The sequence below is a fragment of the Psychrobacillus sp. OK032 genome (genome assembly GCF_900111345.1).
In the GTDB taxonomy this organism is placed as follows: domain Bacteria; phylum Bacillota; class Bacilli; order Bacillales_A; family Planococcaceae; genus Psychrobacillus.
Map to the genome: position 1 here is coordinate 172,251 of NZ_FOGY01000008.1, position 25,825 is coordinate 198,075.

General features: G+C 35.5%; 23 protein-coding genes, 1 pseudogene and 1 riboswitch. Of the genes and pseudogenes, 7 read left to right on the forward strand and 17 right to left on the reverse strand.

Going from position 1 to position 25,825, the window contains the following annotated elements:
• Window positions 1–69: 69 nt before the first annotated feature.
• Complete coding sequence (locus BMZ04_RS16045) at window positions 70–1,278, forward strand: acyl-CoA dehydrogenase family protein (RefSeq protein ID WP_093273510.1); 1,209 nt, start codon at window positions 70–72, stop codon at window positions 1,276–1,278.
• Between the two features lie 75 nt (window positions 1,279–1,353).
• Window positions 1,354–1,866, forward strand: a complete 513-nt coding sequence (locus BMZ04_RS16050; protein WP_093273516.1) for a flavin reductase family protein — start codon at window positions 1,354–1,356, stop codon at window positions 1,864–1,866.
• Window positions 1,867–2,162: 296 nt separating this feature from the next.
• On the opposite strand, the gene BMZ04_RS16055 is transcribed toward BMZ04_RS16050, so the two are convergent.
• The 3 genes from BMZ04_RS16055 to BMZ04_RS16065 all read right to left on the reverse strand — a co-directional run bounded on the left by BMZ04_RS16055 (window position 2,163) and on the right by BMZ04_RS16065 (window position 5,918).
• Window positions 2,163–3,485, reverse strand: coding sequence for a gluconate:H+ symporter (locus tag BMZ04_RS16055; RefSeq protein ID WP_093273520.1), 1,323 nt, complete (start codon window positions 3,483–3,485; stop codon window positions 2,163–2,165).
• Between the two features lie 428 nt (window positions 3,486–3,913).
• Complete coding sequence (locus BMZ04_RS16060) at window positions 3,914–4,879, reverse strand: 3-hydroxyacyl-CoA dehydrogenase family protein (RefSeq protein WP_093273525.1); 966 nt, start codon at window positions 4,877–4,879, stop codon at window positions 3,914–3,916.
• 130 nt (window positions 4,880–5,009) lie between these two features.
• Window positions 5,010–5,918 carry a beta-keto acid cleavage family enzyme gene (locus BMZ04_RS16065; RefSeq protein ID WP_093273530.1) on the reverse strand — a complete coding sequence of 303 codons (909 nt, stop codon included), beginning with the start codon at window positions 5,916–5,918 and terminating at the stop codon, window positions 5,010–5,012.
• A gap of 616 nt (window positions 5,919–6,534) precedes the next feature.
• Between BMZ04_RS16065 and BMZ04_RS16070 the strand changes: the two genes are divergently transcribed.
• Complete coding sequence (locus BMZ04_RS16070; protein ID WP_093273535.1) at window positions 6,535–7,977, forward strand: sigma-54 interaction domain-containing protein; 1,443 nt, start codon at window positions 6,535–6,537, stop codon at window positions 7,975–7,977.
• Window positions 7,978–8,322: 345 nt separating this feature from the next.
• Window positions 8,323–8,478, forward strand: a pseudogene (locus tag BMZ04_RS22890) (SOS response-associated peptidase family protein); the annotation flags it as partial.
• 30 nt (window positions 8,479–8,508) lie between these two features.
• Here BMZ04_RS22890 and BMZ04_RS23185 read toward each other — a convergent pair.
• Complete coding sequence (locus tag BMZ04_RS23185; protein ID WP_093273539.1) at window positions 8,509–8,904, reverse strand: transposase; 396 nt, start codon at window positions 8,902–8,904, stop codon at window positions 8,509–8,511.
• 442 nt (window positions 8,905–9,346) lie between these two features.
• On the opposite strand from BMZ04_RS23185, the gene BMZ04_RS16085 reads away from it, so the two are divergent.
• Window positions 9,347–10,759 (forward strand): Mur ligase family protein, encoded by a 1,413-nt coding sequence (locus BMZ04_RS16085; protein WP_093273544.1) that lies wholly within the window; start codon window positions 9,347–9,349, stop codon window positions 10,757–10,759.
• A gap of 645 nt (window positions 10,760–11,404) precedes the next feature.
• Here BMZ04_RS16085 and BMZ04_RS16090 read toward each other — a convergent pair.
• The 5 genes from BMZ04_RS16090 to BMZ04_RS23190 all read right to left on the reverse strand — a co-directional run bounded on the left by BMZ04_RS16090 (window position 11,405) and on the right by BMZ04_RS23190 (window position 16,374).
• Window positions 11,405–12,523, reverse strand: a complete 1,119-nt coding sequence (locus BMZ04_RS16090) for a 2-aminoethylphosphonate--pyruvate transaminase (RefSeq protein WP_369802679.1) — start codon at window positions 12,521–12,523, stop codon at window positions 11,405–11,407.
• Window positions 12,524–12,537: 14 nt separating this feature from the next.
• Window positions 12,538–13,665 (reverse strand): phosphonopyruvate decarboxylase, encoded by a 1,128-nt coding sequence (gene aepY, locus BMZ04_RS16095; RefSeq protein ID WP_093273557.1) that lies wholly within the window; start codon window positions 13,663–13,665, stop codon window positions 12,538–12,540.
• A gap of 5 nt (window positions 13,666–13,670) precedes the next feature.
• On the reverse strand, window positions 13,671–14,573 hold the full coding sequence (gene aepX / locus BMZ04_RS16100; protein WP_093273560.1) for a phosphoenolpyruvate mutase: 903 nt from the start codon (window positions 14,571–14,573) through the stop codon (window positions 13,671–13,673).
• Window positions 14,574–15,001: 428 nt separating this feature from the next.
• Complete coding sequence (locus BMZ04_RS16105; protein ID WP_093273564.1) at window positions 15,002–16,066, reverse strand: MBL fold metallo-hydrolase; 1,065 nt, start codon at window positions 16,064–16,066, stop codon at window positions 15,002–15,004.
• Between the two features lie 209 nt (window positions 16,067–16,275).
• Entirely contained in the window at window positions 16,276–16,374 is a 99-nt protein-coding gene (locus BMZ04_RS23190) for a GntR family transcriptional regulator (protein ID WP_093273798.1), read from the reverse strand.
• Window positions 16,375–16,744: 370 nt separating this feature from the next.
• On the opposite strand from BMZ04_RS23190, the gene BMZ04_RS16115 reads away from it, so the two are divergent.
• Complete coding sequence (locus BMZ04_RS16115; protein ID WP_093273568.1) at window positions 16,745–16,951, forward strand: hypothetical protein; 207 nt, start codon at window positions 16,745–16,747, stop codon at window positions 16,949–16,951.
• 143 nt (window positions 16,952–17,094) lie between these two features.
• Here BMZ04_RS16115 and BMZ04_RS23070 read toward each other — a convergent pair whose 3' ends face one another.
• On the reverse strand, window positions 17,095–17,919 hold the full coding sequence (locus tag BMZ04_RS23070; RefSeq protein WP_304442103.1) for a methyl-accepting chemotaxis protein: 825 nt from the start codon (window positions 17,917–17,919) through the stop codon (window positions 17,095–17,097).
• A gap of 548 nt (window positions 17,920–18,467) precedes the next feature.
• The gene (locus tag BMZ04_RS16125; protein WP_369802680.1) at window positions 18,468–19,370 is read right to left on the reverse strand and encodes a sirohydrochlorin chelatase; all 903 of its coding nucleotides are present in this window, start codon (window positions 19,368–19,370) and stop codon (window positions 18,468–18,470) included.
• 33 nt (window positions 19,371–19,403) lie between these two features.
• Here BMZ04_RS16125 and BMZ04_RS23195 point away from each other — a divergent pair, with 33 nt between their 5' ends.
• Window positions 19,404–19,514 (forward strand): hypothetical protein, encoded by a 111-nt coding sequence (locus tag BMZ04_RS23195; RefSeq protein WP_369802681.1) that lies wholly within the window; start codon window positions 19,404–19,406, stop codon window positions 19,512–19,514.
• A gap of 366 nt (window positions 19,515–19,880) precedes the next feature.
• On the opposite strand, the gene BMZ04_RS16130 is transcribed toward BMZ04_RS23195, so the two are convergent.
• From BMZ04_RS16130 to BMZ04_RS16155, 6 genes are all read right to left on the reverse strand, one after another.
• Window positions 19,881–20,870 carry an ABC transporter substrate-binding protein gene (locus BMZ04_RS16130; RefSeq protein ID WP_093273574.1) on the reverse strand — a complete coding sequence of 330 codons (990 nt, stop codon included), beginning with the start codon at window positions 20,868–20,870 and terminating at the stop codon, window positions 19,881–19,883.
• Between the two features lie 35 nt (window positions 20,871–20,905).
• On the reverse strand, window positions 20,906–21,664 hold the full coding sequence (locus tag BMZ04_RS16135; RefSeq protein WP_093273805.1) for an ABC transporter ATP-binding protein: 759 nt from the start codon (window positions 21,662–21,664) through the stop codon (window positions 20,906–20,908).
• Window position 21,665: 1 nt separating this feature from the next.
• Entirely contained in the window at window positions 21,666–22,706 is a 1,041-nt protein-coding gene (locus tag BMZ04_RS16140; protein WP_093273578.1) for a FecCD family ABC transporter permease, read from the reverse strand.
• Entirely contained in the window at window positions 22,703–23,533 is an 831-nt protein-coding gene (locus BMZ04_RS16145) for a class I SAM-dependent methyltransferase (protein WP_093273582.1), read from the reverse strand. Before BMZ04_RS16145 ends, BMZ04_RS16140 begins: the two co-directional genes overlap by 4 nt.
• A 110-nt stretch (window positions 23,534–23,643) precedes the next feature.
• Window positions 23,644–23,822: riboswitch (cobalamin riboswitch) on the reverse strand.
• Window positions 23,798–25,276 carry a cobyric acid synthase gene (locus BMZ04_RS16150; protein ID WP_177184476.1) on the reverse strand — a complete coding sequence of 493 codons (1,479 nt, stop codon included), beginning with the start codon at window positions 25,274–25,276 and terminating at the stop codon, window positions 23,798–23,800. It overlaps the preceding riboswitch by 25 nt.
• Entirely contained in the window at window positions 25,276–25,815 is a 540-nt protein-coding gene (locus BMZ04_RS16155) for a cob(I)yrinic acid a,c-diamide adenosyltransferase (protein ID WP_093273587.1), read from the reverse strand. Before BMZ04_RS16155 ends, BMZ04_RS16150 begins: the two co-directional genes overlap by 1 nt.
• Window positions 25,816–25,825: the final 10 nt, after the last annotated feature.

The window sequence follows — 25,825 nt, forward strand, 5'->3', positions numbered from 1 at the left end:
TATCAGTGAATTTACGAGGCTGTAATCTCTTACTAATTGATTATAGCATTTTATTAAAGGAGGATTTTTATGGTAAACAAACAAATGGTTATTGAATCCACAAACTTTGAAGATTTATTAGGCAAAGCTGAGGCAATGATACCAAATCTTCGAGAACGAATCAATGAAGTAGAAAGTCTAAGAAGTATTCCCCAGACTACTATTAATGAATTAACAGAAGCTGGTCTTTTAAAATTACTTACACCTGAAAAATATGGAGGTTATCAACTAAATTTCCGACAGTATCTTGATATCGTTTCACAGATTGGTAAGGGTTGTGGTTCAACTGCCTGGGTGGTTGCTTTAATAAACGTTGCAAAATGGGTTGTTTCTGTAAATTTCACAGAAGAAGTTCATGATGTAGTTTTTAAAGATGATGCAATTGCCAACGTTTGTGGTGTATTCGAACCAAGAAAATGTGATGTAGAGAAAGTTGAGGGTGGATATCTTATTAAAGAAGGGATGTGGGGCTTTGCTTCTGGTTCCAATCATTCAGATTACTTCTTTTTAGGTTTCCCGCAGGTCAATGAAAATGGGGAAGTTGAAGGTCTCGGTGCTGCACTAATTCCTCGTAAGGATGTAAATATCTTAGACGACTGGCATACTATGAGCATGCGAGGGACAGGAAGTAATAGCCTCACAGTAAAAAATTTATTTGTTCCGGAAAAATGGACAACATCTATATCGAAAGCTGTTGTTGGGGAATACCCATCAGTACATTTACAAGATCAAGCATTGTATAAATCAGCTTTCGTTCCAGTAGCTGCACTAGTTCTACTAGCTCCGGGAATCGGGTTAAGTGCAGCAGCAAAAGAGATCTTCTTAGAAAAACTACCGAACAGAAGAATTCAATATACATTCCATAACAAACAGGCAGAAGCAGCAATTACGCATTTACAATTAGCAGAGGCTGTAATGAAAATGGAAACAGCTAGTCTATTAGCATATCGTTGCGCAGATGAAATTGATAAATGGGCAGCTTCTGGAGAATATATGGACTTTAATGGTCGTGTACAAGCCCGTGTGGACTGTAGTTACGCTAATAGATTGAACTGCGAAGCAGTAGATCTTATTTTTTCGCTTGCCGGTGGAAGTGCGATTTCAGAGTCAAACCTACTTTCTAAAATTATGAAAGATTCTAAAACGCCTCCACAACATGGCTTAATTGTACCAACAACAGGTCTTGAGTTATTTGGAAGAATTTTAGCAGAACAAGAACCTAACACACACTTAATTTAAAATTTTGTTTAGTTCAAAAGCGTTTAAACAGTGTGATTACATTAAAATTAGTAACAATTGAAGGAGGAGCACCCTATGAATGGAATTTTAGATAAACAAGAATTATTCAAAGAAGCACTTGGAAATTATCCTACTGGAGTAACAATTGTCACAACAACTGATGAAAATAATACCCCCCTTGGTTTGACAGTTAATTCATTTGCTTCTGTTTCCTTAGACCCGTTACTTGTCTTATGGTCAATTGATCATAAAGTTTCTAGTATAGATGCATTTAAAAATAGTGGTAAATTTGCAATTCATATTTTGAGTGGAAACCAATCTGAATTATGTAAAACTTTTGCTAGTAAAAACGTTGATCGGTTTGCTAGCTGTAATTGGTCATACTCATCATTAGAACTACCAGTAATAGAAGGAGCTTTTGCAGTATTAGAATGCGAAACATATAAAACAATCGAAGCTGGGGATCATACAATATTAATTGGTAAAGTTCAAAATATTCAAGTGAATAAAGAACTTAATCCTATGTTATATCATCGAAGACATTTTGGAGAAATTCCAGCGGAGTTTTATCCCAGAATAAAGAGTTAAAAAAGGATAACTGAAGCTAATCTAACCAATTATACACTTTATATAATTGGAAACATTATCTTTTGAATTTGGTGATCAAAGTATTTGCTACATCCTTTACTTAGAAAAACTGTTAGAGTAGGCTATTTGTCCAGAAGATCGGTAAAGGCTTCTATAATTACACAACTTAAATATAATAAAAAGGCTTTAGTTTAAGTATCTACTAACTAAAGCCTTTTTAAATTTATTGTAGCGCTTGCTAACGAAGGATTAATAATTATTATCTATTAAGAGAATAATTGAGTAATCATTAAATATTATCCAATAAACGTACTTAATGCCATTACACCAAGTAATCCATATATCGCTAGAAGAGTAAACATTACACAAACCATTTTAACCGTTTGTCCAATAGTTAAGTTAAGATACTCTTTAGTGAACCAGAAAGATACGTCACTTGGTGGAGCCCAAGCTATAGAAGCACTTCCGATTGCTAATACCATTAATTCTGGACTTGCACCAGTTGCTGAAAGAATTGGAAGCATAATTCCTGCAGTTGTTAAAACAGTTACTGTAGCAGATCCAACCGCTAAACGAATAATAGCCGCAATAATCCATGCTAAAATATATGGTGAGATATTCCAATCACTTGTAAAATTCGCAATGTAATCGGCCATTCCACTATCAAGGATAACTTGTTTAAATGCACCTCCCCCACCAATAATGAAGATGATTCCACCCATCGATACTAATGCTGTTTCTACGATTTTCATTAGTTGAGATATGCTCTTTCTTTTTTTGTGCAATCCGAATACATAAAATGCTATGAAAACGGCTATAAGTAGAGCTATATCAGCATTTCCAATAAAAGTAAGAGTCTTATATACCATAGAAGTTTCAGGTAATGTAAATTCTGTAATAACTCCTATTAAAATAAATATTACTGGAGATAAAGTAACCAATATGCTTGTATAAAAAGATGGAACATCATCCATATTAAATTCTTGTTTGGATACTAAATGGTCTGGAATCTCGATATCCCAATTTTTATAGAACCTAGAAAATAAAGGTCCAAAAAGTATAGTTGCTGGAACCGCTAAAATTAGCCCATAAGCTAATACAAGACCTAAATTTGCTTCTAAAACTCCCGAAATTGCTGTAGGCCCTGGATGAGGTGGTAAAAAACAGTGTGTAATAGATGTTGCTGCTAAAAACGGAATCCCTAATTTTAACAGCTTAACTTTTGCTTCAACAGCAACAGTATATACTATTGGGATTAATAGCATGAAGGCAACTTCCCAGAATAAAATTACACCTAAAACAAAGGATGCCAAGCATATTGCCCAATCTACCCTTTTTTCTCCAAACATATATATCAAAGTCCTAGCTATTCTGTTAGCTCCACCCCCTTCAGAGATGATTTTCCCAAAAATAGCACCTAAGCCGATAATAACAGCTAAATGTCCTAAAGTACCACCCAGACCAGACTCAATTGACTTGACAATTGTTAGAGGCTCCATCCCTTGAAAAAGACCTACAAATATGGAAGAAATTATTAATGATAGAAATGCATTTAGTTTGAATGCAATAATTAAAACAAATAATAAAACGATTCCCAATGCCAAAATAATTAGCGGCATACAAATCCCCCACTTCTAAGTGTAATATTAAATTCTATAAAACTTTTATCAAAATCCTAACAAGTAATTTTAATAGTGAGGTATCATCATCCTTTCTCCTCTCTTTTCCGGAACCAATGCCCGCATATCCGATAATGCTAGGCTTGATGAATTACTTTCAAATAATAAATTTATGAAAGCTTTCAATATCTTTAATGCAAGTATCATGCCAATTGAATTTAATTAGTTATCTGACTAATCGAGAGTATTAGTATGTTGTATGATAATATGTCATGCTACATTAACTTAATATTTTAAATCATTATTGACTTATTCAATAAGAATTGATTTACTCCAAATCAATTTTGACTTGAAATTTCTAGGACATTACAAAGGGTCTTGAAACTAATAAAAAAACCTGACTGCTTTAACAATCAGGTTTCAATTTATTATAATTTTTTATGAAGTTTTAACAATCCTATAAGCATATCATCTCTGTATTGTCGTAGACTTTCGCGATTATTACCAAGTTCAACAGGACGATTCTTTAATTCCTCATTAACTCCCTGTTGTATGAAATCACTGAAGCCTTCAGGGTATTCTTTGAAATCTGCCATATCTTTCAACCAAAGGTTAATAGAAGGTCCCATATGGTCAAAAGTTTCCTTAATTCCGCCTTCGCCGCCGCCAAGATCGAATATCAGTGCCGGTCCCATTATACCCCAACGAATACCAGGTCCGAAAGTAGTTGCTTTATCTACATCTTCGACGGTACAAACGCCATTCATTACTAAATTGGCTGCTTCTCTGAACAATCCTTGCTGCAATCTGTTTGCTATGAAACCTAAAGCTTCTTTTTGAAGAACAACTGGTTCTTTGCCAACTGCTAAATAGAATGCCTTCGCTTTTTGTACAAATTCTTCAGCAGTTTTTTCACCCTTCGTAATTTCTACAAGAGGGATTAAGTGGGGCGGGTTATAGGGATGTCCACCTACGCAGCGCTCAGGATGTTGTGCAAATTTTGCTATTTCTGTTATCAGCAATCCGGATGTGCTGCTTGAATAAATAGTATCAGCAGGAGCATATTTTTCTATTTGGGCCAGGATGTTTCGTTTAATATCATAATTTTCAGGACCGCTCTCCTGGATGAATTGAACATCTTTAACAGTTTCCTCTATTGATGTGAAGTAAGATATTCTATCTGTTATTTCTGAAATCTCTTCATATTTAATTACTTCATTTTTAGCAAGGTATTCTAGACTCTCATTAATTCTTTTTTTAGCTAGTTCAAACAATTCCTCCTTCACGTCATAAACATTTACAGGGTATCCCTTTAATGCAAAATTTACAGCCCAGCTGGAACCTATTACACCGGTTCCTACACAAGCGACTTTTAACACTTTGTTTTCTTCCATACTTCTTCCTCCTAATATTTGATATTCATAAATATTAATTTATTTTGCCTTCTGAAGTTATTGATAAATTTCTATTCATATCTGAAGGTTCTGCACCCCTAAGCAGCGGAGCGGTTGAAGTAATATCTATTTACATTTTTATACCCAACATTCTTCTTGCCTCGTCTGGTGTTGCAGCTTCGTACCCCAAAGATTCGGCTATTCCTTTGATTTTTTGAACTGTTTCAGCATTAGATTTTGCCAGTTGTCCTTTTCCTAGATATAAATTATCTTCAAGACCAACCCTAACATTTCCTCCCAATATCATAGCAACAGTAGTCAATTCAAATTGAGCTTTCCCAGCTACTCCTACAGACCAAATAAAGTTATTTCCGAGTGCATTCTTAGTTGTATTAAGTAAGAAAACAAGATTTTCTACAGTAGCTGGAATCCCTCCTGCTATACCCATAACAAATTGAATATAGACCGGCCCCTTTATTATCCCCTTATTAACAAAAAATGATATATTATTAATCATCCCAACATCATATACTTCAAATTCTGGTTTTGTGTTATGCTCATTCATTGTTAGAATATATTCTTCTATCCCCTTAAAGGTGTTGGAGAAAATATTGTCATATGTCTTTTCAACATATGGAATTTCCCAATCATATTTTGGATTTTTTATTTTTTGCGCAATTCCAGAAACATTAAAGTTAAATGACCCAGCGTTGCATGAAGCAAGCTCTGGATGAAGCACTGGAATTGAAGCCAATCTTTCAGAAGTAGATGACCCTAACTTTCCTCCTGTAGTTACACATAAAACAACATTTGATTCCTTTCTGATACCACTAACAATTTTACCAATAAGCTCCGGATCGTTAGTCGGTTCTCCTGTTTCAGGAATTCTAGCATGAATATGCAGAACTGCCCCACCAGCTTCTGCAGCTTCAACACCACTTCTAATTATTTCCTCAATTGTTATTGGTAGATAAGGTGACATGCTAGGAATATGTATTGCACCAGTTAACGCACACGTTATTACTCTTTTATTCTTCATATAATTCTCCTTCAAATAATAAATTTATGAAAGTCTTCAATATCTTCAATGCAAGTATCATGCCAATTGAATTTAATAGGTTAACAAACATTAGATGCAGCTAAATAAGTCCTTTCATTAGTTTGTACTTATAAATATTTCATTTTTGGAAATCTAGCTATTCACTAACCAGAAGAGTTCATCCAATCCAGTATTTCTAAAACCAAGAACTACTAAATTAACAACCTATAGTTCTTTAAATTAGGTCTTTCTGAATATTTTAAATCATCATTGACTCATTCTATAAGAATTGATTTACTATAAATCAATTCTGACTTATAATTATTTACATACATATATTTCTTTTTTACTACTAATACTAGGGTATTTATATGTATTTATATTTGAGTTAAATAATAGGGAATTTTTTTGTAAATACAGGTACCTGTTTCTAGGCAGATCTTTTAAAAAGGACATGCGGGAGTGAGTGTATCGCCTATTGCTCACAGCGTTTCAAAGAACGATATTATTATGAAGTTAGTTTTTTTACTTCTATATTTTTATATTGACGTAAAGAGGATCTTCCGAGTGGGTACAGAAAAACAATTAAATAATTTAAGGTGAGGAGGTTATTTCGTTGAATGATGATAGTATGTTCATACTGCATATTTTAAACAATAGTCAAAAAGGAATGTATATTGTAGATAATCAGAAAAATTATGTTTATTCAAATGATACATTCTTAAGAATGCTTGGAGTATCCAGAGAAGAATTAATCGGTCATTCTGTGTACGAATTTAGAGACAAAGGGAAATATGATACATGTGCATCTGACATCGTTTTCCAAGAAAAAAACTTCGTGTCCATATTTGGAAATATCGCAGTTAATAGTGATGGTGTTATTAGAAATGAACGACTTATGATTAATGCTATGCCAGTTTTTGACCAACATGACAATATTGAATATGTGCATGTTGAGATTGAACTTGTTCGTGACATTAATTCAAGATTTCATGAAGCTACTGCTCGAAATCTAAATTTATCATTTGAATCTTCTTCTTTCAATACCGGGATAACAAAGCCTTATTCTCAGATGACTGGTACTTCGATTATTGCTAATTCATCTCTTATGAAGAAAGTTCTTTCCGCATCGATACGTATCGCAAACGTTGATACTACTGTACTAATTTCAGGTGCTACAGGGACCGGAAAAGAAATTATTGCAGAGTATATTCATGAGAACAGCAACAGAAAAGAATATCCGATGATTGTAATAAATTGTGCATCAATACCTGAAAACTTACTTGAATCAACACTCTTTGGTTATGAGAAAGGTTCTTTTTCTGGTGCATTACCTACAGGCAGAAGTGGATTAATTGAACAGGCGAATAGGGGAACTTTGTTTCTTGATGAAATCAATTCGCTCCCACTTGAATTACAAGGCAAAATATTACGTGTTATAGAAACGAAAAAAATTCAACGTATTGGATCAAGTAAAGAGATACCTGTAGATTTTAGACTATTAACTGCAACAAATGAAAACCTCGAGCAGAAAGTATTAAACGGCACATTCCGCTCAGATTTATATTATAGAATTAATATTCTTCCAATTGACCTTCCAAGCTTAGCAGAACGAAAAGAAGATATAATTCCGCTTACCCAGCATTTCAATGAAATGTACTGCAAAAAATATAGTAGAAATCGCATGTTCAGTAGCGATGCTCTAAACAAGATGGTTCTCTACAATTGGCCTGGTAATATTCGAGAACTTCGAAATGCTATAGAGCGTGCTATAGTAATGACGGATCACGAATATATCGATTCAACAGACATTGATTCAATTATTGATAAGCAAAAAAATGAAGTCCAATCTACCCATTCTCAAGAACTCAATAATGAGTCCGATTATTTAGAATCTCTATTGGAAAATAACATTTCCTTACAGGAATATATTGATGACTGTGAAAAGAATTATCTTTCTGTAGCATTAAATAAATACGGCAGTACATACAAAGCAGCTACAGCTCTTAGCACAAATCAATCCTTAATTATGAGACGAAAAAAACAGTATAACTTGTGATTATTCTACTTTCTACTAAGTTGTGACGATTTTTGGTGTATCAGTTTGGGCTATCCCGCAACCAAAACTAATATGCCAATTCTCTCCTTGTTAATAGTTCACTCTCCCAAAGTGTACCTTTAGCATACTTATTAAGTCTTCTCTATTTAATGCCTTCGAACGAGATCTCCAAGTCTCTACCTTTACATTTTAATGGAAGCCGAAACTAATATTAAATATATTCAAAACTACCAGGGCATGGTAGCATAGTCCATATTTTTTACTTTCAGGTTGTCCAAAATGTGCCAACGAATAACTACCGCAATTAGGGTCTCTAATTTATACAATTGAAAAAGAACAAAGTAGATGATAGTTGTGTGTGGAAGATTTACACTTTTTACAGATTTTGAATCACTGATAGACCGATTCGATATTGAATATTCTATGGAAGAGGACCTATTCATACCTAGCTATAATATCGCCCCTTCACAACAAGTAGTATCTATTATTAATGACGCGAATAAGAATCGGTTATGCACATTAAGATGGGGTTTAATACCGAGATGGGCAACCAGCCCTACCTTGTTTGGAAATCTGATATGTGGAGGCTCGCTTTCCACCAGATTGTCTAATAATTGGATTGGTCCCGGCCATTTTGATCAGCTGTTCTGGGTGAGTAAATTTGGATAAATAACCCATTTCAACTGTCAGTTCTGCCGCTGTAGTTACACCTACTCCTGGAATACTCAACAGAATTCCACCATCCGTTTGGAGAAGTATCTTTTCTATCTCGGCTTTCAAACGATCGATTTGGCTGCTTAATAACGCATATTCATTCAGCTTCAACTCTAAGAGAAGAATCTCCGCATGCAATAACGCTTTGGACTTAGAAACCGATTGACTGGCAAAATCAATTAATCGCTCAATGTTTACGTCTCGTATTTTCAAGTTCTGCTCAATGGATACTCGGCGTCTCCGTAATAAAGTTGAAAATTATTTTTATAAATTTCCTGTAGTTTCACGCTAAAAAAGCGCTTATAACAGAACTTGTCGCGCGCACCCGCTAGTTGAAGATATAACAATATTTATTTCTTTAAATCGATTTATATGGTCTCTTAATTTATAGTCTTCCCATCACTATCTAGCACAAATATCTTATAGGATTTAATCTAAGTTAATGAATTGCTACAGCTTTGAAATAAAGTTGTTCAAAAGTCCCTCCTGAACCATTTAAGTAGGTGTTTGTCCATTTCAGATGGAATAAAAATTCATATATATACTTTATATCGAAGAGATTCTTTAAATAGTTTTTTTAAAGTATAAAGAGAATTTAATAAACATAAAGAATAATACTGAGACAAAATATATAACAGAATTGGAGGAATTAAAAATGAAGCCATTATCAGTGAAAGAAATCCGCCTATGTGTAAATGGACAGCTTATTCACGGCTCTGATAAATTTATGGTTAACGATATCGTTTATCATCTTCAGAAGATGGGGCCTAACAAATTAATTTTCTTAAGACAGAAATGGCGAATTGATTGGGAAAAAATTGCTCAATCGGTCCCTTGTGTGGTCGTAACAGATTCATTGTATGCTGAATTAGAGCTTATTGAAAATTATACTATTATCAAGGTCCAAGACATCGAGCAGGCATTTTGGGAGTTCGTTGATTTATATCGAAACCAATTTTCTATCCCTGTTGTTTCTGTAACAGGAACAAATGGGAAAACGACAACTAAAGATATGATTAGACATATTCTTAGTTTTGACCGTATCGTCACCGGTACTAAAAAATCAGCAAACTCAAGGACCAATCATCTTACTTATCTACTATCCATTGAAAAGGACACAGATGCCGCTGTTTTTGAATCGGCGGTAGGAGAACCAGGAGATGTGCTACTCGCTTCTCGATACTATAAGCCAACAATCGGTATTATTACAAATATCGGTGTGTATCATCTTGATGGATGTAAAACACCGGAAGCTTATCTTCAAGCAAAGGCTGAAATGGTTCAAGCTGTCGGATTAAAAGGTACACTTATCGTTAATGCCGATGATGAGAATACAAAAAAAATTGGACTAAAAGAATTTCAGGGAAAGGTGCTAACCTTTGGTGTTAATAATCATGCTGATTTTCAGGCAACTAAAATTCGATACGGCGATAACGGGATGCACTTTGAGTTAATCTTTCAAAAAAGGATTTTTTCCTACCATACCATAAAAGAGACATATTCAATTTTTGTCCCTGGCTATGGGCAGCATCAAGTTCTAAATGCTTTAGCTGCCTTTGTAGCTGTACATGAAATGGGAATTGACATAATTTTAGCTGCAAAACGGATACGGTCATTTCAGAACCTTCCTGCTCATCTTGAAAGTAACATAGGAATGGGAGGCTGCATCATTTTGGATGATACTTGGAGTTCAAATCCTGCTTCTCTAAAGGCTGCATTTGAAACACTAAATGGGATTTCTCGGGGGAAGAAAAGGATCGCCCTCATTGGAGATATTAAGCGTTTAGGTGATTTCAGCTTAGATTTTCATCGTCAAACAGGAGAGATGATAGCTGAAAATGGGGTAGACGTATTGATTACAGTTGGTCCAATGGCTGTCGAGATCGCAAAACAAGCAGAACTTAAAGGACTAAACGGTAAAGTCCATTCTTTTCCCAATATCCGTGGGGTTGAGTTATTATTGAAAAAAATATTAGATGAGAATAGCATCTTACTTATTAAAAGTTCATCTACGAATGATGCTATCGTTAATTTGAAAAGCAAATTAAAGCGTCGGAAGCCTAACTAAGCTGTTTGCTTGGTCGCTTCTATTCAACTTTAAGATGAAAGTAATCGTCCACATCAATAAAATCGAGTAATAGGGAGTGATTAAATTCCGTTGATTAAATTCCGACTACTCACTTCACCATATGTACCATTTTTGTAAATGGCGATTCAATTATGATTGATCACGCAAAGTTTCGTATCGAGAAAATTATTATAAACTTTTGAGACCTAGGGAACTTCAGTAGGAGTTTCCTAGGTCTCGGTGTAGTATGGCTTTTGGAAATTCTCCAGTAGCCTTTTGTGTGAGGTTCCCCACTCATATTCCTTATCTTTTGGAGCACCTGCCGTACCTGTCAATGCTTAATAACCGCACGCCATCGTCAAAAAGAGTTTTGTTTCGTTACGCAAACTCACCTAATTTTACATATTCTATATGAGGTTCGTGTTGGCTCAAAGTTTACTTCAGATTCCACTTCACTTTGGACACCCTTACAATCTAGTTAACTTTTATACTTCTGCCTCCTTAGCTTGGGACTTGCAACCTATAAACTAAGTCCATGCTGGGCACATATAAAAATGACCTCCTATCATTGGAGACCATTTGTTTTTCATTTGAAATCTCTTCTTCAGAAAGTTCCTAATTGCCCAGATAAACGATTTATTCCTTTTAGTTTGCAGAATTGATTCCAATGCTTTGCAGATACTTTTCCAATAATGTTAAAAAGAGCTCAATATCATCTTTAGTGAGATCGCCAATATTAGCTACCCTAAACGAATTCAAATAATTAAGCTTTCCGGGATAGATCGTTATCCCGTTAGCGTATAAATAATCATGCATGCTGTCGAAATCATAAGCCTCACATGTAGGCTCTACTATTGCTGTAATAATTTTAGAATGGTGTTCGGCAGCGACAAGATGTTTTAAGCCGAGTCTGGAGATGCCAGCAATTAACGTTTCCCAAGCTAGAGAATACCTTTCATATCTTTCTTTTACCCCTTCTTCTTTTACTTCTAAAATGGCTTGTTTTAGTGCATAAATTGTCTGGACAGGCGGGGTAAACCGCATCTGACCCGTCTCATTGAAATGTTTATATTGACTATAAAGATTTAGGTAATAATTGATTGGCTTTGTCTTTTTTTCTTTCTCTAATTCACCTTTTTTAGCTACAACAAAAGAGACTCCCGCCATACCTTGCAGGTTTTTATTGGAACTAGCTGCCAAATAACTAATATTCATTTTACTCATTTCAATTGGAATGGCAGCATACGAACTCATGGCATCTACCATCATTGTAATCTTGTTTTCCTTGCAAATAGATCCAATCGTTTCAATATCATTTAATAATCCTGTTGTTGTTTCATTGTGCACGACAGCAAGATATGACACAGTTCGCGGAAATTTTTGAATAAATATTTGTAATTCGTCTAATTGAATGGGTTTATCCGTTGGACTTAAAAACTCGACCCAATCCAGCGAATAAGCTTCTGCAATTTCACACATTCGTTTTCCGTATGCTCCGTTATTAATGATTACTATAACCCCATCATTCATAACTGAACTCAAGATTGACTCTACTGCAGCAGTACCGGAACCACCAAACAGGATCGTTGTATATTGTTCTATATCTGCTACTAGGCTAGTAAGTTCGGAAGATACGAATTGCATTAAATGACCGAATTCATCTTCACGCGGACAAATATCAGGTACAACTTGTGCGTATTTAACCGTATCCGTTGTAGTACCGGGTCCGGGATTTAATAATATATTTCTCTTAATTTTTCGCAAGTTGCTCATCCCTTTTAGCTAATAAATTTTCGAAGCCGTGTTTTTACTTCACTAGGTAAAATTTTAGGACGCCCTAAGTTTGGCGTAGATCCTTTTGCAATTTTCACATACAAAAAAGTTAATCCTTTTGTCTCTTTCCATCCTTGTATTCTATTTTCGAGTTCGTCTAAGCTGTGTATATAAGATGATTTTTCGTATCCGCAAGCGGCAGCGATATCGACAAAATTAACGTTGTGTGCAACAGTACTTTGCCCTCCAGTTGAATCGTGAGTATTATTATCCAGTAGGATGTGTAGCATGTTTTCGGGTTGATAGCAACCATTTGTAGCTAAACTCCCCATTCGCATAAGCAGCGAACCATCTCCATCAATGACAACTATATCCAGTTCTTTTCGCGTAAGGGCTAATCCTAACCCTAAAGAACTTACACAACCCATGGAGCCAACCATGTACAGGTTGTTGGGGCAATCCTCCACTTCATAAAGTTCTCTACCAGTTATACCCGTTGTTGCCAATTGCACTGTTTTCTCATCTTTGCAGCCATTAATCACTTTTAATGTATCAAATCTACTTGGCAATGCATCTGCAGACATTTTTTCGTTTTTTTCCTTGTTTTTATAAATAAATTGTTTCACTATCTTTAAATTTTCACTTTCGAATGTCCTTTTTTTCACCACAAAGAAGAATGGTTGCTTTTTTTCAATCCACTCGTTAGCTATTTCAAGCTGTTTCATTGCAATGCTATTATCAGGAGATAAGAATTGCCATTTTATTTGCATGAGGTCTAACATTTGTGTCGTTATCAGCCCCATTAATTCATGCTGGGGTTCATCGATCAAACCGGGTTCTCCTCGTAGACTAACAAACCCAAGTACAGGTATTTGAAAGGGAAAGTTTAAGGAAGTAAGTGGAGAAACAGCATTAGTTAGACCTGAGTTTTGCATTAAAACAACTGGTTTCCTTCCTCCTAAGTAAGCTCCCGACGCTATGGCGACTGCGTCACCTTCATTAGCAGCAGCAATATAATTACACTCGTTTATGGAGTAGTTAATAAGATTTTTTAATAATGAACATGGAACCCCACTGTGAAAGTCGAAACCAAGTCTTTTAAGTTCATTTCCAAATTTATTCGTGTTTAACATTAAAATCACTCCTTATCCGGCTGTATGAGGTTAGTAGTTGAAGGCAAATATTTCTTTTCTGCTCTTTGAAGTTCCTCCACATTTTGGAGTCTGAAAATTTCATTTACACTTGCAATTGAGTCCTCTACCTGGATGAGAGTTTCCTCTTTTTGAATTTGTTTTGAAATGTTTTGCATAGCGGTAATCGATGCCCTTAAGTTATGGTTTGCCCAAATCACAGTGTTTATCCCTAGCTTTCTGAATTCAGAAGTTGGTGTCGTATAATATTTTGTAGGAACAATAACAACAGGACTTCTGCTATTCCATTTCTTCATAAATGCTTCAATTTCTTTAAAATGAGTCTTTTTACTGTGGATAAGAACCGCATCGGCACCTGCTTTTCTATATGCCTCTGCACGTGTTAGGACTTCTTCTAACCCCCAACCTGCAATAAAAGCCTCAACCCTGGCTACAACCATAAAATCATCATCCACTTGACAATCCTTCATCGCTTTTATTTTCCCACAAAACTCTTCAATCGATGCTAGAGGATGAGCTTGACCATTAATAAATGAATTAGTTTTCGGAAAGAGTTTGTCCTCAATACACACGCCAGCTATATCTAATTGTTCTAGTTTTTTCACTAACCTTCTAGCATTATTAAAATTTCCATAGCCTGTATCCCCATCTAAAAGGATCGGAATTGTGGTAGCATCACTCATAAACTCAAGTATATTTAATACTTGCGTCCATGAAGCTTCATTACTATCTCTAATACCCATTGATGCTGATATCGATAACCCACTAGCCCAGATTCCTTTAAAACCAGCTTCCTCTACAATCTTCGCCGATAACCCATTATGAGCCTCCATTAAAAACTCTAATTTTTGTGAATGCAGTAAGGATTTTAATTTTGTCGTTTTCTTCATGATTACCATACTCCTACCTTGCAATTTATAAATTCCTATCACATACTAATCGCGAATATCTTATTAACATACGTAAGAATTTGAAAACCGACAGGGCTGGAGCTAGTATGAACGAACTCGTGACAGAAATTAAACAGGCGATTGTACTTATTTAGTTCGCCCAGGCAATAATTCTCTATCCGCATTATTGTTGTTTTTCCGAGGCTATCTGCCGTTATTACATGCTAATTTAGAAGCCAATAAAATATTCAAATTCAACTAGGGCATGGTAATTATCAAATAACTGCTGATGTATATGCTCATATATCAAGCAAAAAAAAAAATAAAAACACCGAACGAGTCAACTCACGACTGAACGATGTTTTCAAATAATATTTTTTTACCTATATTCTGGGGTGAGAATGGAGACTAAGATTATTTTCTTATATCTATGGTTCTATTATTTTTATCTCATCGCCAATTTCAAAAGCCATTAAATCTTTTCCAACAACTATTTCGCCATCAAAATTTTTTTTGGTTCTCTCGACTAGTTTCGCATCTTCTTCTGAAACTAGAAGAGCAAGATGGGTGTAAGCAGCAAGTTTTGGTTGTGTTTGTTTAAATACCTCTCCAGCTTGCTCTGGTGTTGTATGATACGCCTCAATATTTTTAATCGCTTCTGATTTGTAATCTTCCCCTTCACGTTTAACCACAACTACTTCATGGATGAGCAAATCGGTTCCTCTAGCGTGTTTAATTAAGTTCTCACTAAAAGTAGTATCACCAGAAATCACAACCGAATGTCCATTATAATTAATTCTATATCCAAACGCCGGTTCCATAGGACCATGATCTACTTTAAAAGCGATTACTTCCACCCCGTTATCCTCATAAACGACGCCTTCTTCGATCTCATTTACAGTTGCTTCTATTGTAGCTCCTTCAACTTTATTTCTTACGTCTATATCAGCCTTATATGATAATATGGTGTTATTGACCCAATCCTCTGTTCCTTTTGGCCCCCAAACCTGAAGAGCATTTTCTCTATTCCCTCTAGGATCAGGTACAGCAGCGCCAGTAATTAATAAATCATCAAATCCCATTGTATGATCGTGATGTAAATGTGTAACAAACAGCTTGTCGATCATTCCTGGAGAAACATTCATTGCATTCAATCGAAGCGTCGAGCCCCTCCCAACATCAAAGAGCAATTTTTCCCCACCAACTTCAACTAAGGTTGAATTACTAAAGCGCTCCATTGATAATAAAGGGGATCCAGTTCCAAGTAGAGTTACTTTGAAATCTTCGTTACTTTCCTCATCTATATCGTTTTCTCCCATAGAACTAGCTTCCTCGTCGTTGGTCTCTTTCGTTTTTGCTGACGCTTTTAATGGATTTTCAGTTCCCAAAGGCGATTCGGAGGATACAGATTGATTCGTTCCCCCGCTACAACCTGCTATAAGCCCAATCAAAAATAATAAACAAATTGTAAGAAAAACTAACTGCTTTTTCAAAATGAAATAACCCCTCTCAAACTATTTTTAAATGGTTAAGTTATTTGTCAATCGTTCCTCTAATTAGCACATGTGACCGCTTACGGTGAATAAAGTCTTTTGGAAAATAGTTCAATAGCGCGACTAACTTTTATTTATTCATTACAAGGGTGTCATGCATACCATAAATGTCGTTTTGGGATACCTGACACGGCTCGTTTATTGCTGTACTAACATGATTCACGAACCACAGTACGGCTTACTCCGTATATTTCACTCAAATCTTCTACTTTTGGCAATACTTCACCAGTAATTTCTCCAAAAACTATTTTTTGCCTAACTCAGAAACTAATTGCTCACTTCTATTTTTCATTAAGGCTAATTCCTCCTATCCTCACTACGTTATTACCTTTCCAACATTATAAGTGGAATTCACTTTAGTAGGATAGAATAATAGAATATTAAATGGATGATGGTAACGCTCCCATTAAAAACCCCCTTTAAAATTAATAAATAATATTTATCTGACTATTATAATAAATAATATTTATTAATTGGTCAATGATTTGTTATGAATTTTCCGAAAATTTAGTAAAAATAGTCTCATTATTCAACGAAGTGTGGTTACATCGGGATTTATTAGGATTGTAAAAACTTATGGAGTAAAACTATTCAGGTAAAGGCGATAGCGTTGTATTTATGAATGTTGAAAGCAGCGCTCGTACAGTATCTATGACTCACGATGGTTCACGGAATTTTGTAGTATTAGGGAACGAACAAGTTTTATTAGCAAATGAAATCGGTTCATATACAATGACACTAGCATCTACTTTTTTACAATTACAGCAGACGGTAATTGAACACTTAATATTGAATAAAACTAATAAAAACCACCTGCCAAAATAATGGTAGGTGGTTTCATTTTGTCTTTCTAATTTTACACTCTTAAGTAGCTCATATGATTCTACATTTACATCAACTTCCTTGTTTGACATTTCACTTGTAATTAATAATTACTAGCATATAGGTAGGCAATATTTATTCCTAATTCATTTAGTAAGGACTTCAAATTCTTCTATATTCTTTTTAAAATTTGATTGAGTATCTATAATTGATTTCTGTAATATTTCGGTGACTTCGCTAACTTTCCCTACTTCTTCCACAATATTTTCAACGTTATAAATTACATTCTTTATTGCCTCATCAACATTACTTGATAACCTTCTTACCTCATCTGCCACAACTTTAAAACCTAACCCATGTACACCAACACGAGCAGCTTCAATTGCTGCATTTAAAGCAACCATGTTTGTTTGTCGTGAAATATTTCGTATCCCGTTTGAAGTAGCATTTATTAAGTCCGTTTGTTTTTTTAATGAATCAATCGCTTTGATTTTCTCGTTGGAATTAGCAATTACTAGATCCACTAATTCCTCCGTCATTTTTCTTAGCCGAGAAATCACTTCGTTAGTGCTGTTTTCTCTTTCCGTAATATCAGTAGCTATTTTAAGCACAGCCTCAACGACATTGTCTTTCGTTAGAATTGGAATATAGGTAGCTTCTAGCCAAATTATCTTACCAGATTTACCAACTCTTTGAATTTTCTCTTGGAACTTTATACCACTCTTTAAATTGGCCCATAGCTTTTCATATTCTATACTAAGTCTAAATTCATCTGTGCAAAATTGCATGTGCTCAACATTTAACATTTCTTCTACAGTATATCCAAGTGTTTGAGCAAAATTTTCATTTACCCATATAACTTTTTTATTTAGGTCAAATTCAATCATAGCAAGGTTAGACTCTAATGCTGACAAAACATAATTGCCATCTAAAACCTGAGTACTGTTGGCGTTAATGATAGTACTATTCATTTACAAACTCCTCTTATTATGCATTTATTTTCAGTATTATACCATCTAATTATGTCTTTGGTATTAGATTAGGGAAAATGAATAAAAAGACTAATAAATAATCTATTAAACAATAGTTCGTTTAAACTATCTATATATTATCATTTTGAAGTTAGTTTATATTGTAACCAAATTATTATACAAACATTCGTTTGATTTACAACCATTAAATTTTGGGCAAATAAAAAAGCGACCAACTCAAATGAATGAAAAGGTCGCTTTCTTGACCTATTAAATTTATCAAAAATAATCACTCCTTATTCAATCTCATTTCGACATAAGTAAAATATACCCTTATAATAAAATGAACTTTTTAGAGCAATTTACACGATTAATAAAACAGTGAAAGTTGTACTATAGACAGTCACAATAACCGTGATAAGACCCTTTAATCGCAAGTACTTACCCTTATATATAAAATAGTGTATACACCCTCATAAATTTAGTTATTATAAAATATAAATACCGAAGCAAATATTAAGTCTAATGCTCCGGCTGAAAATTCATAATTAATGATGATGTTCATATCCATGCTCAGCTACATATTTTCGGAAGTTTTCTAAGTCTTGCATTCCTGTTGAGGTGCCATCGATTGCTTGGTGCAAACGTTCTAGTAATATATTTTGTAGTTTTGGATGGTAGCCAAAATAATTAGCAATATCAATGTCAACAACTGGATATTTTTCAGTAAAATCCACCGCCATACGTGCCATTCGCTCCATTAAGATACCTGTAAATAAAAAGTACGGTAGCATAATAATTTTTTTGGCACCTAACTCGACACATCTCTCAATTCCTTGTTCAACCGTTGGCGTTGTTACTCCCATAAATGCACTTTCGAAAATTGGTACATTAATCTGCTCTGACAGCAAACGAGAAATTTGATAAAAGTCCTCCTTTGCATCAAAATCACTGCTCCCACGAGCAATAAATAAAATAGCCGTATCTTCATGTTTAGCAGTGCAATCAAACCCAACCTCTTGTAAGCGAGATTTTAAGATTTGGAAAATTTCATTATGGATGCCAATCGTTTGACCGTACGTAAAACGAATGTCTGGGAATTGACCTTTGGCTTCCTCAATTTCTGCTGGAATATGGAGTTTTGAGTGTCCTGCATGTAATAAGATAATGGGGATCACATGAATTTCATCTGCCCCCTGTTCAATACATAATTGAATTCCATCATCTATATTTGGTGATGCGAATTCTAAAAAGCATGTTTCCACTAAAAGTGCTGGATCAATGTCTGGTCTCATTCGCTCGATAAACTGACGAACTTCTTCATTTCCCGCTTCTAAACGACTTCCATGTCCAACAAATAATACCGCCTTAAGTTTCTTCTCCTTACGTTTACGGTACTTTTCAATCCCTTTAATACGCGACTGACCACGCAGACGTTCTCCTTGTTCCATCGAATAAATAATATTTTCTTTCGAAACATTTTCATGCACGATTGCACGTGCTGTTACTTCTTGTTGAACGGAATACCATGTACCTTTTGGATAATCGATAACTACACATTTATCTTTACAACGACCATTACAACGTGTACGTGATGTATGAATGGTATCATCTAGTTTGTTTTTCCGAATCTCATCTCGTATTTGTTGTGTTACTCCTTCCGCACCAGCACCCATACAGGTTTCCCCATTACAAATTAAAATGTGCCGTTGCATCGGTGTTAAGTTCCAAGTTGTCATTATAATCCTCCTTCATAGATATATTGCTGAATTCATGTCTTCTCCTTTTTTACAAAGGATTCACATGTCAAATGTTTATAATAAGGCCTGTACGAACTCTTAATGCAACATAATTATCATTAGCTTTCAATTTTGCAAATGTTTTTGCGGCATAGGTAACGCCATTGCTTGCTCGAAATTTTGTTGGACCAATTCCTTCATCTCAATAAAAATCCTATCCCATTATTTGTATGAATCTGGGTAAAGACCTTTAGCTAAAACTTCAAGTGCCTCAGCAACACGTACACCTTCAGAAGCTGCTGATAATGGTAATACAACGAAATGTTCATTTTGTACAGCTGGTATTTTGCTTAGTGCTGGATCCGATTTTAAAAAGTCGATTTTTTCTTGTGCGGTCGTTGAACCGTAATCAATAACAACGATTGCTTCTGGTGCTCGTTCTACTGCATCTTCTTTTGAAACAGTTGCCCAGTTATCCTCGATATCACCAAAAACATTTTCGCCACCGGCCATAGTAACGAGTGTATTCAAAAAGTTTTGCGTTGCAGTAAAAACATCATTACTACCACTATCAAATACAAGTACATCAATTGAATCCTTTTTCTTCGGAAGCTTCTCTATAATATCTCCTATATCATTATTCATTTCTTCGATTAACTTTTCACCGCGCTCTTCTACTCTGAATATCTTTGCGATATTACGAATATCTGTATAGATATCTTCAAGTGTTGGTGCAACTTTTACCGAAGAGGATTGTAAATAACTATCAATGCCAAGCTCTTTTAGTTCTTCTCGAGACATCAATCCTTTATCATTGAACGCACTAGCCCAGCCTCCATAAATAAAGTCAGCTTCAGAAGCAATTACTTGTTCTTTTGAAGGATATTGTTCGGCTAATACAGGAACTTTATCATATGCTGTTTGAAGTGGCTCATAGATCTCATCATCTAAATATGCAGTTCCAATCATAGAATCTTCTAAGCCTAGTGCGAGCATGACTTCTGTTACATGCTGATTAACAGAAATAGCTCGTGTTGGTGCTTCAGTGTAATCAATTTTCATACCTTCATTTTCAATTGTTATCAATTCGGATGACTCGTCTAAATTTATAATCGCTTGTTCACTATTTTGTTTTTCAGCATTACAAGCTGTTAAAAACAGTGCTACTGTTATGGCAAAAGAAGTCCCTATAAACTTACGTTTTTTCAACATTTCTATTTTCTCCTCTAGCACTCTGTTTAGATTTTTTAAGTATAATAGTATAAATGTATTTTATTTGTATATGGATTTGTTGAAACGCCAACTTGAACACGAAAAACTTCTTCTAAAGTCTGTTTCGTTAACACCTGTTGTGGTGTACCTTGCATATATACTGTGCCATCATTCATGACAATCACTTCATCACAGAAAGCTGCCGCTAAATTTAAGTCATGCAACGCAGCAATGATTGTTATTGGTAAATCTTTCACCAAATCCATTAAATTCAATTGATGTTCTATATCTAAATGATTAGTCGGTTCATCTAATACTAAGATATTTGTTTGCTGAGCAAGTGCTCTTGCTAGCATGACACGTTTTTTTTCACCTCCTGATAAGTTGTTTAACGTGCAATCTGCTAAATGAAAAACATTCGCTAATTTCATACTTTTTTCAACAATATTAAAATCCTCTGAGTTGTCAGTACTTAGCCATTTTTTGTATGGAGTGCGACCCATCATCACTAATTCTTTAACTGTAAAATCAAATAATACTGGTGAATCTTGACTAACTACAGCCATTTGTTGTGCAAGTTTTTTCGGTGGAATATCCCAAATTTCTTTTTCGTGTAATGTCACGCTACCTGATGTCTGTTTTAGATGACGATAGACGATTTTGAGCATTGTTGTTTTGCCACTACCGTTCGGACCTATAATTCCAATGAATTTCCCCTCATTAATTGTAAGCGATATATTCTTTAAAATTTGTTTTTCCTCAACAGTAAACTCAAGTTGTTGTAGCTGTAAAATATCACTCACCCTCTCCCATAGCATAACGTTGGCGACGTAACAGCCAAATAAAGAATGGACCTCCACATAATGCTGTAATAATTCCAATAGGCATTTCCTCAGGTGCAATTAGTACACGAGCACCCACATCTGCACAAACGATAAAAATAGCACCAATAATTGCACTAAGTGGTAACACAATTTTATAGTTTGTTCCAAAGAGCATGCGTACTATATGGGGTACGATTAACCCAACGAAGCCTATGCTACCACTCACTGCCACCGCAACACCCGTTAATAAAGAAACTATTAAAATGATAAAAATACGGAATCTCTCAATGTTAATTCCTAGTGTTGCAGCTGTTTCTTCGCCTAGAAGCAATGCATTTAATTTACGATAACTTAGTGTCAGCAATGTAAAAACAATAAAGAATGTGAAAAATGGAATCCAAACATTCGACCATTTAGCGCCTCCAAGACTTCCAAGCATCCAATGCATAACTGCTTGAATTCCCCCCTGCTCCTTAGACATCATAAGCATGAAATTTGTTACAGCGCTTAACACCATAGACACTGCAATCCCAGATAACAAAAGACGAATCATCGATGATCTACCACCAACACGAGCTAGAAAGAAAACAATGATAACTGCAGAAATTGCACCTAAAAATGCTGCAAAAGATAACGCATACATGCCAAGAAATGAGAAAGTCCCAAGCAAAATAACAGACGTTGCGCCTACCGAAGCGCCAGATGAAACTCCTAATATATAAGGATCTGCAATAGAGTTTTTTACAAGGGCTTGTATAGCTGCACCGCAAATAGCTAAGGAAGCACCTACAATAGCAGCCAGTAGCACCCGTGGTACGCGAATCTCTAAAATTATAATTTGTTGTGCATTAGTTGCGTTTGTTTGTTCTAATATTCCAAGCTTATACAATATTACCTCTACAATAAGAGAGGGGGTTATTCCAACAGAACCAACCATAATTGCCCCAATCATAGAACCGAGTAATACAATGACTAAAAGAGATATCCAAAGTGAATATTTACTTTTATTCATATTTTCACAGGCTCCCAACTAATAATTGCCGCATAAAATTTATGGCGATACACAATTTGTCCGTTTTCTTCTGATATAAAATCTACAAGCGCAGATTTTATATCATCTACCCGAAATGTTTCATTTAAAATTTTTTTACTTTGTGCATTGTATAATGCTTCATAGCTGTCATAGCGATAGGTACGCTCTAATGGAAGCATTTCACAATCTGCATAAATCCCAAGTTGATATAACATATTGACAATCTCTATATAATCACGGCGTGGATATTTAATTTTATAGCCATATTGTTGATCAAGTACAACATAGTGTGGTTGGATAGGACCTGTTGTCAAGCCAATAATTGCACGCTTCTTCGCTAACATATTCATTTTCAATAATGAAGCATTCATTTCATAAATTCGGTAATAACAATTTACCCCGATTACTATATCATGTGGCTCGACTTGAGCTTCTTCCCACTTTGCATGCACAAATTGTACCGCCTCATCCTCAACAAAATATTGCTGTAAATAACGAAGTACACTTTCTGAACCATCTACTAATGTCAGCTGTACAACATCTTCTCTAAGCGGAAAAGTGTAATTTCCCCATCCTGGACCAATTTCTAAACATGTTGCATTTTCAGGAATATATTTGCGTATTTTGGCATAAATCGACTTTGCATGTGCATCTGTTTGACGATATGTTTTTTTTTGCATTGACTGTTCCCAAAACGCTTCTTCTAGCGCATCGTTTGTCATCCGTTCAGGCATCACGCCATACCAATCATGCATACCCTGTTTCCATAACTTTTCAAAATCAATATCTAAAGGTGACCCTTTCATCCGCTGAATCTCCTCTCGTATTTACTTACAGAAAAAAACGTATAAATCGAATTGTTTATACGTTAAAAAAGCCTATGCATATTGCATAATGGCTCTTATACTCCCGTAAGAACAATAATCCTTTCATCAGCAGGTATCCTGACTTCGCATCACTAAGTATATAGCCCTTCCCGCAATTAATTTTGCAGTGGTATCGCTACAACTCTCCGCTTCACAGTGGCGGGTACCGTGGTGACTTTCCATCACACCTCCCTTTACGTATTGCTACACTGATGAATGTATAAAATTATAAATTTTCTCCATATCTAAATGTTGACGTACATGCTCATCTAGCATTTCATAGGCCTGTTCACGACGATCATCATCAGATAATACATCGTCGGCAATTAACTCTATATTTTTTTCCGCACGTAAACGATTGAAATAATAACGAGTAAAATGACGATTTTGAAAAATACCATGTACATATGTACCTAGCACCTGTTCTGTATATACACCATCTTGCCGACCATCTTCAAAAATAATAAATGGTGTAACCACTTTTGTAGGCGTACTTCGACCCGAATGAATTTCATATCCCACCACATTATGACCGTTTACTGTTCTACCTTGTACTTGGTTTGATTGTTTTTCTGAAACAAAATGTGTCTCAATTGGTAATAATCCTAGTGACATATAAGTGCCACCACTTCCTTCGATTGCTGATTCACAAATACGTTCACCTAGCATTTGATAGCCCCCACAAATACCAACAACTTTAACACCTTTTTGCACAAGTTGTAATATCCCTTGCACTAAGCCACTTTCTTGAAGCCATAAAAAATCTTCGACAGTATTTTTAGTACCAGGTAAGATAATGACATCCGGATGCTTTAGATCTTTTAAAGAGGAAACAAAACGCGGGCCCACTCCAGGCTCTTCGAATAATGGATCCATATCAGTAAAATTTGAAATACGTGGTAGACGAATAATCGCAACATCAATTGCAAATTCTTGCTGCTGAGGCTTTTTTAAACGTAAGCTTGACAATGCCAGCGAATCTTCCGCTTCAATTTGTACATCAATAAACGGTATGACCCCTAGAACCGGTATCCCTGTGTAGTTCTCAAGCCATTCAACACCACTATCGAGTAATTGTTTCATTCCTCGGAATTTATTAATAATGATGCCCTTTACACGCGCCCGCTCATTATCATCCAGAAGTGCTAATGTTCCAACTATAGAGGCAAATACGCCTCCACGTTCTATGTCCGCAACTAAGATAACATCCGCATCTGTTTCGTGAGCCATGCGCATATTGGCAATGTCGCGTGACTTCAAATTAATTTCAGCAGGACTGCCTGCACCTTCTAGTACTAATATTTCATATTGAACACGTAAACGCGCTAGAGATTTACGTACTTCCGGCATAACAGCTTCCACAAATGTTTCACGGTACGTGACAGCATCTATATTGGCAAAATGCTTCCCATGTAAAATAACCTCTGATACCATATCTCCTTTAGGCTTAAGTAATATCGGATTCATATCTGTAGTGGCATCTATTTTTGCCGCTTCAGCTTGTACACCTTGTGCACGTCCAATTTCTCCACCATCTTTGGTGATATATGAATTTAATGCCATATTTTGAGACTTGAATGGCGCTACTCGATAACCATCATTTACAAAAATCCTGCATAGTGCTGTGCATAGAACACTTTTCCCAACATCAGAGGAAGTTCCTTGAATCATAATAGCTCTCATTAGAATTCAAGACCTTTCATTGCTTTGACATCTTGCTCTTCATAATAATGTTTTGTTGCATCAATTGTTGAAACTAAATCTGCTAGAGCAATAAGTGATGGATGAGCTGAACGTCCTGTCACAACTAAATGCATAGTTTTGGGTCGATTTTGAATTGCTTCTAATACTTCAGCTAGTGGTAATACATCATCTACTGGAAAACGGGTAATAGCTAATGCATTATTTAGTTCATCTAGTACTAATAAATCAATAGATTCGTCCTCTAACGCCTCTTTTACTCTTCTCCATGCCACTCTTAATGCTTCTCGATGTTCCTCAGGCGTTTTTGTCCATGTAAAACCCACACCAAGTTGGACTGTTTCGACTCCTAATTTACGCAAAGCAATTTGTTCACCGTATGTACGTTCAGGTGATTTGATAAATTGAAAATATTTCACCTTCATACCACGTCCAATCGCACGCAATGTTACTCCAAGTGAAGCAGTTGTTTTCCCCTTTCCATTTCCTGTGTAAACAAGCAACATTCCTTGTCTTGCCATCATCAATTCC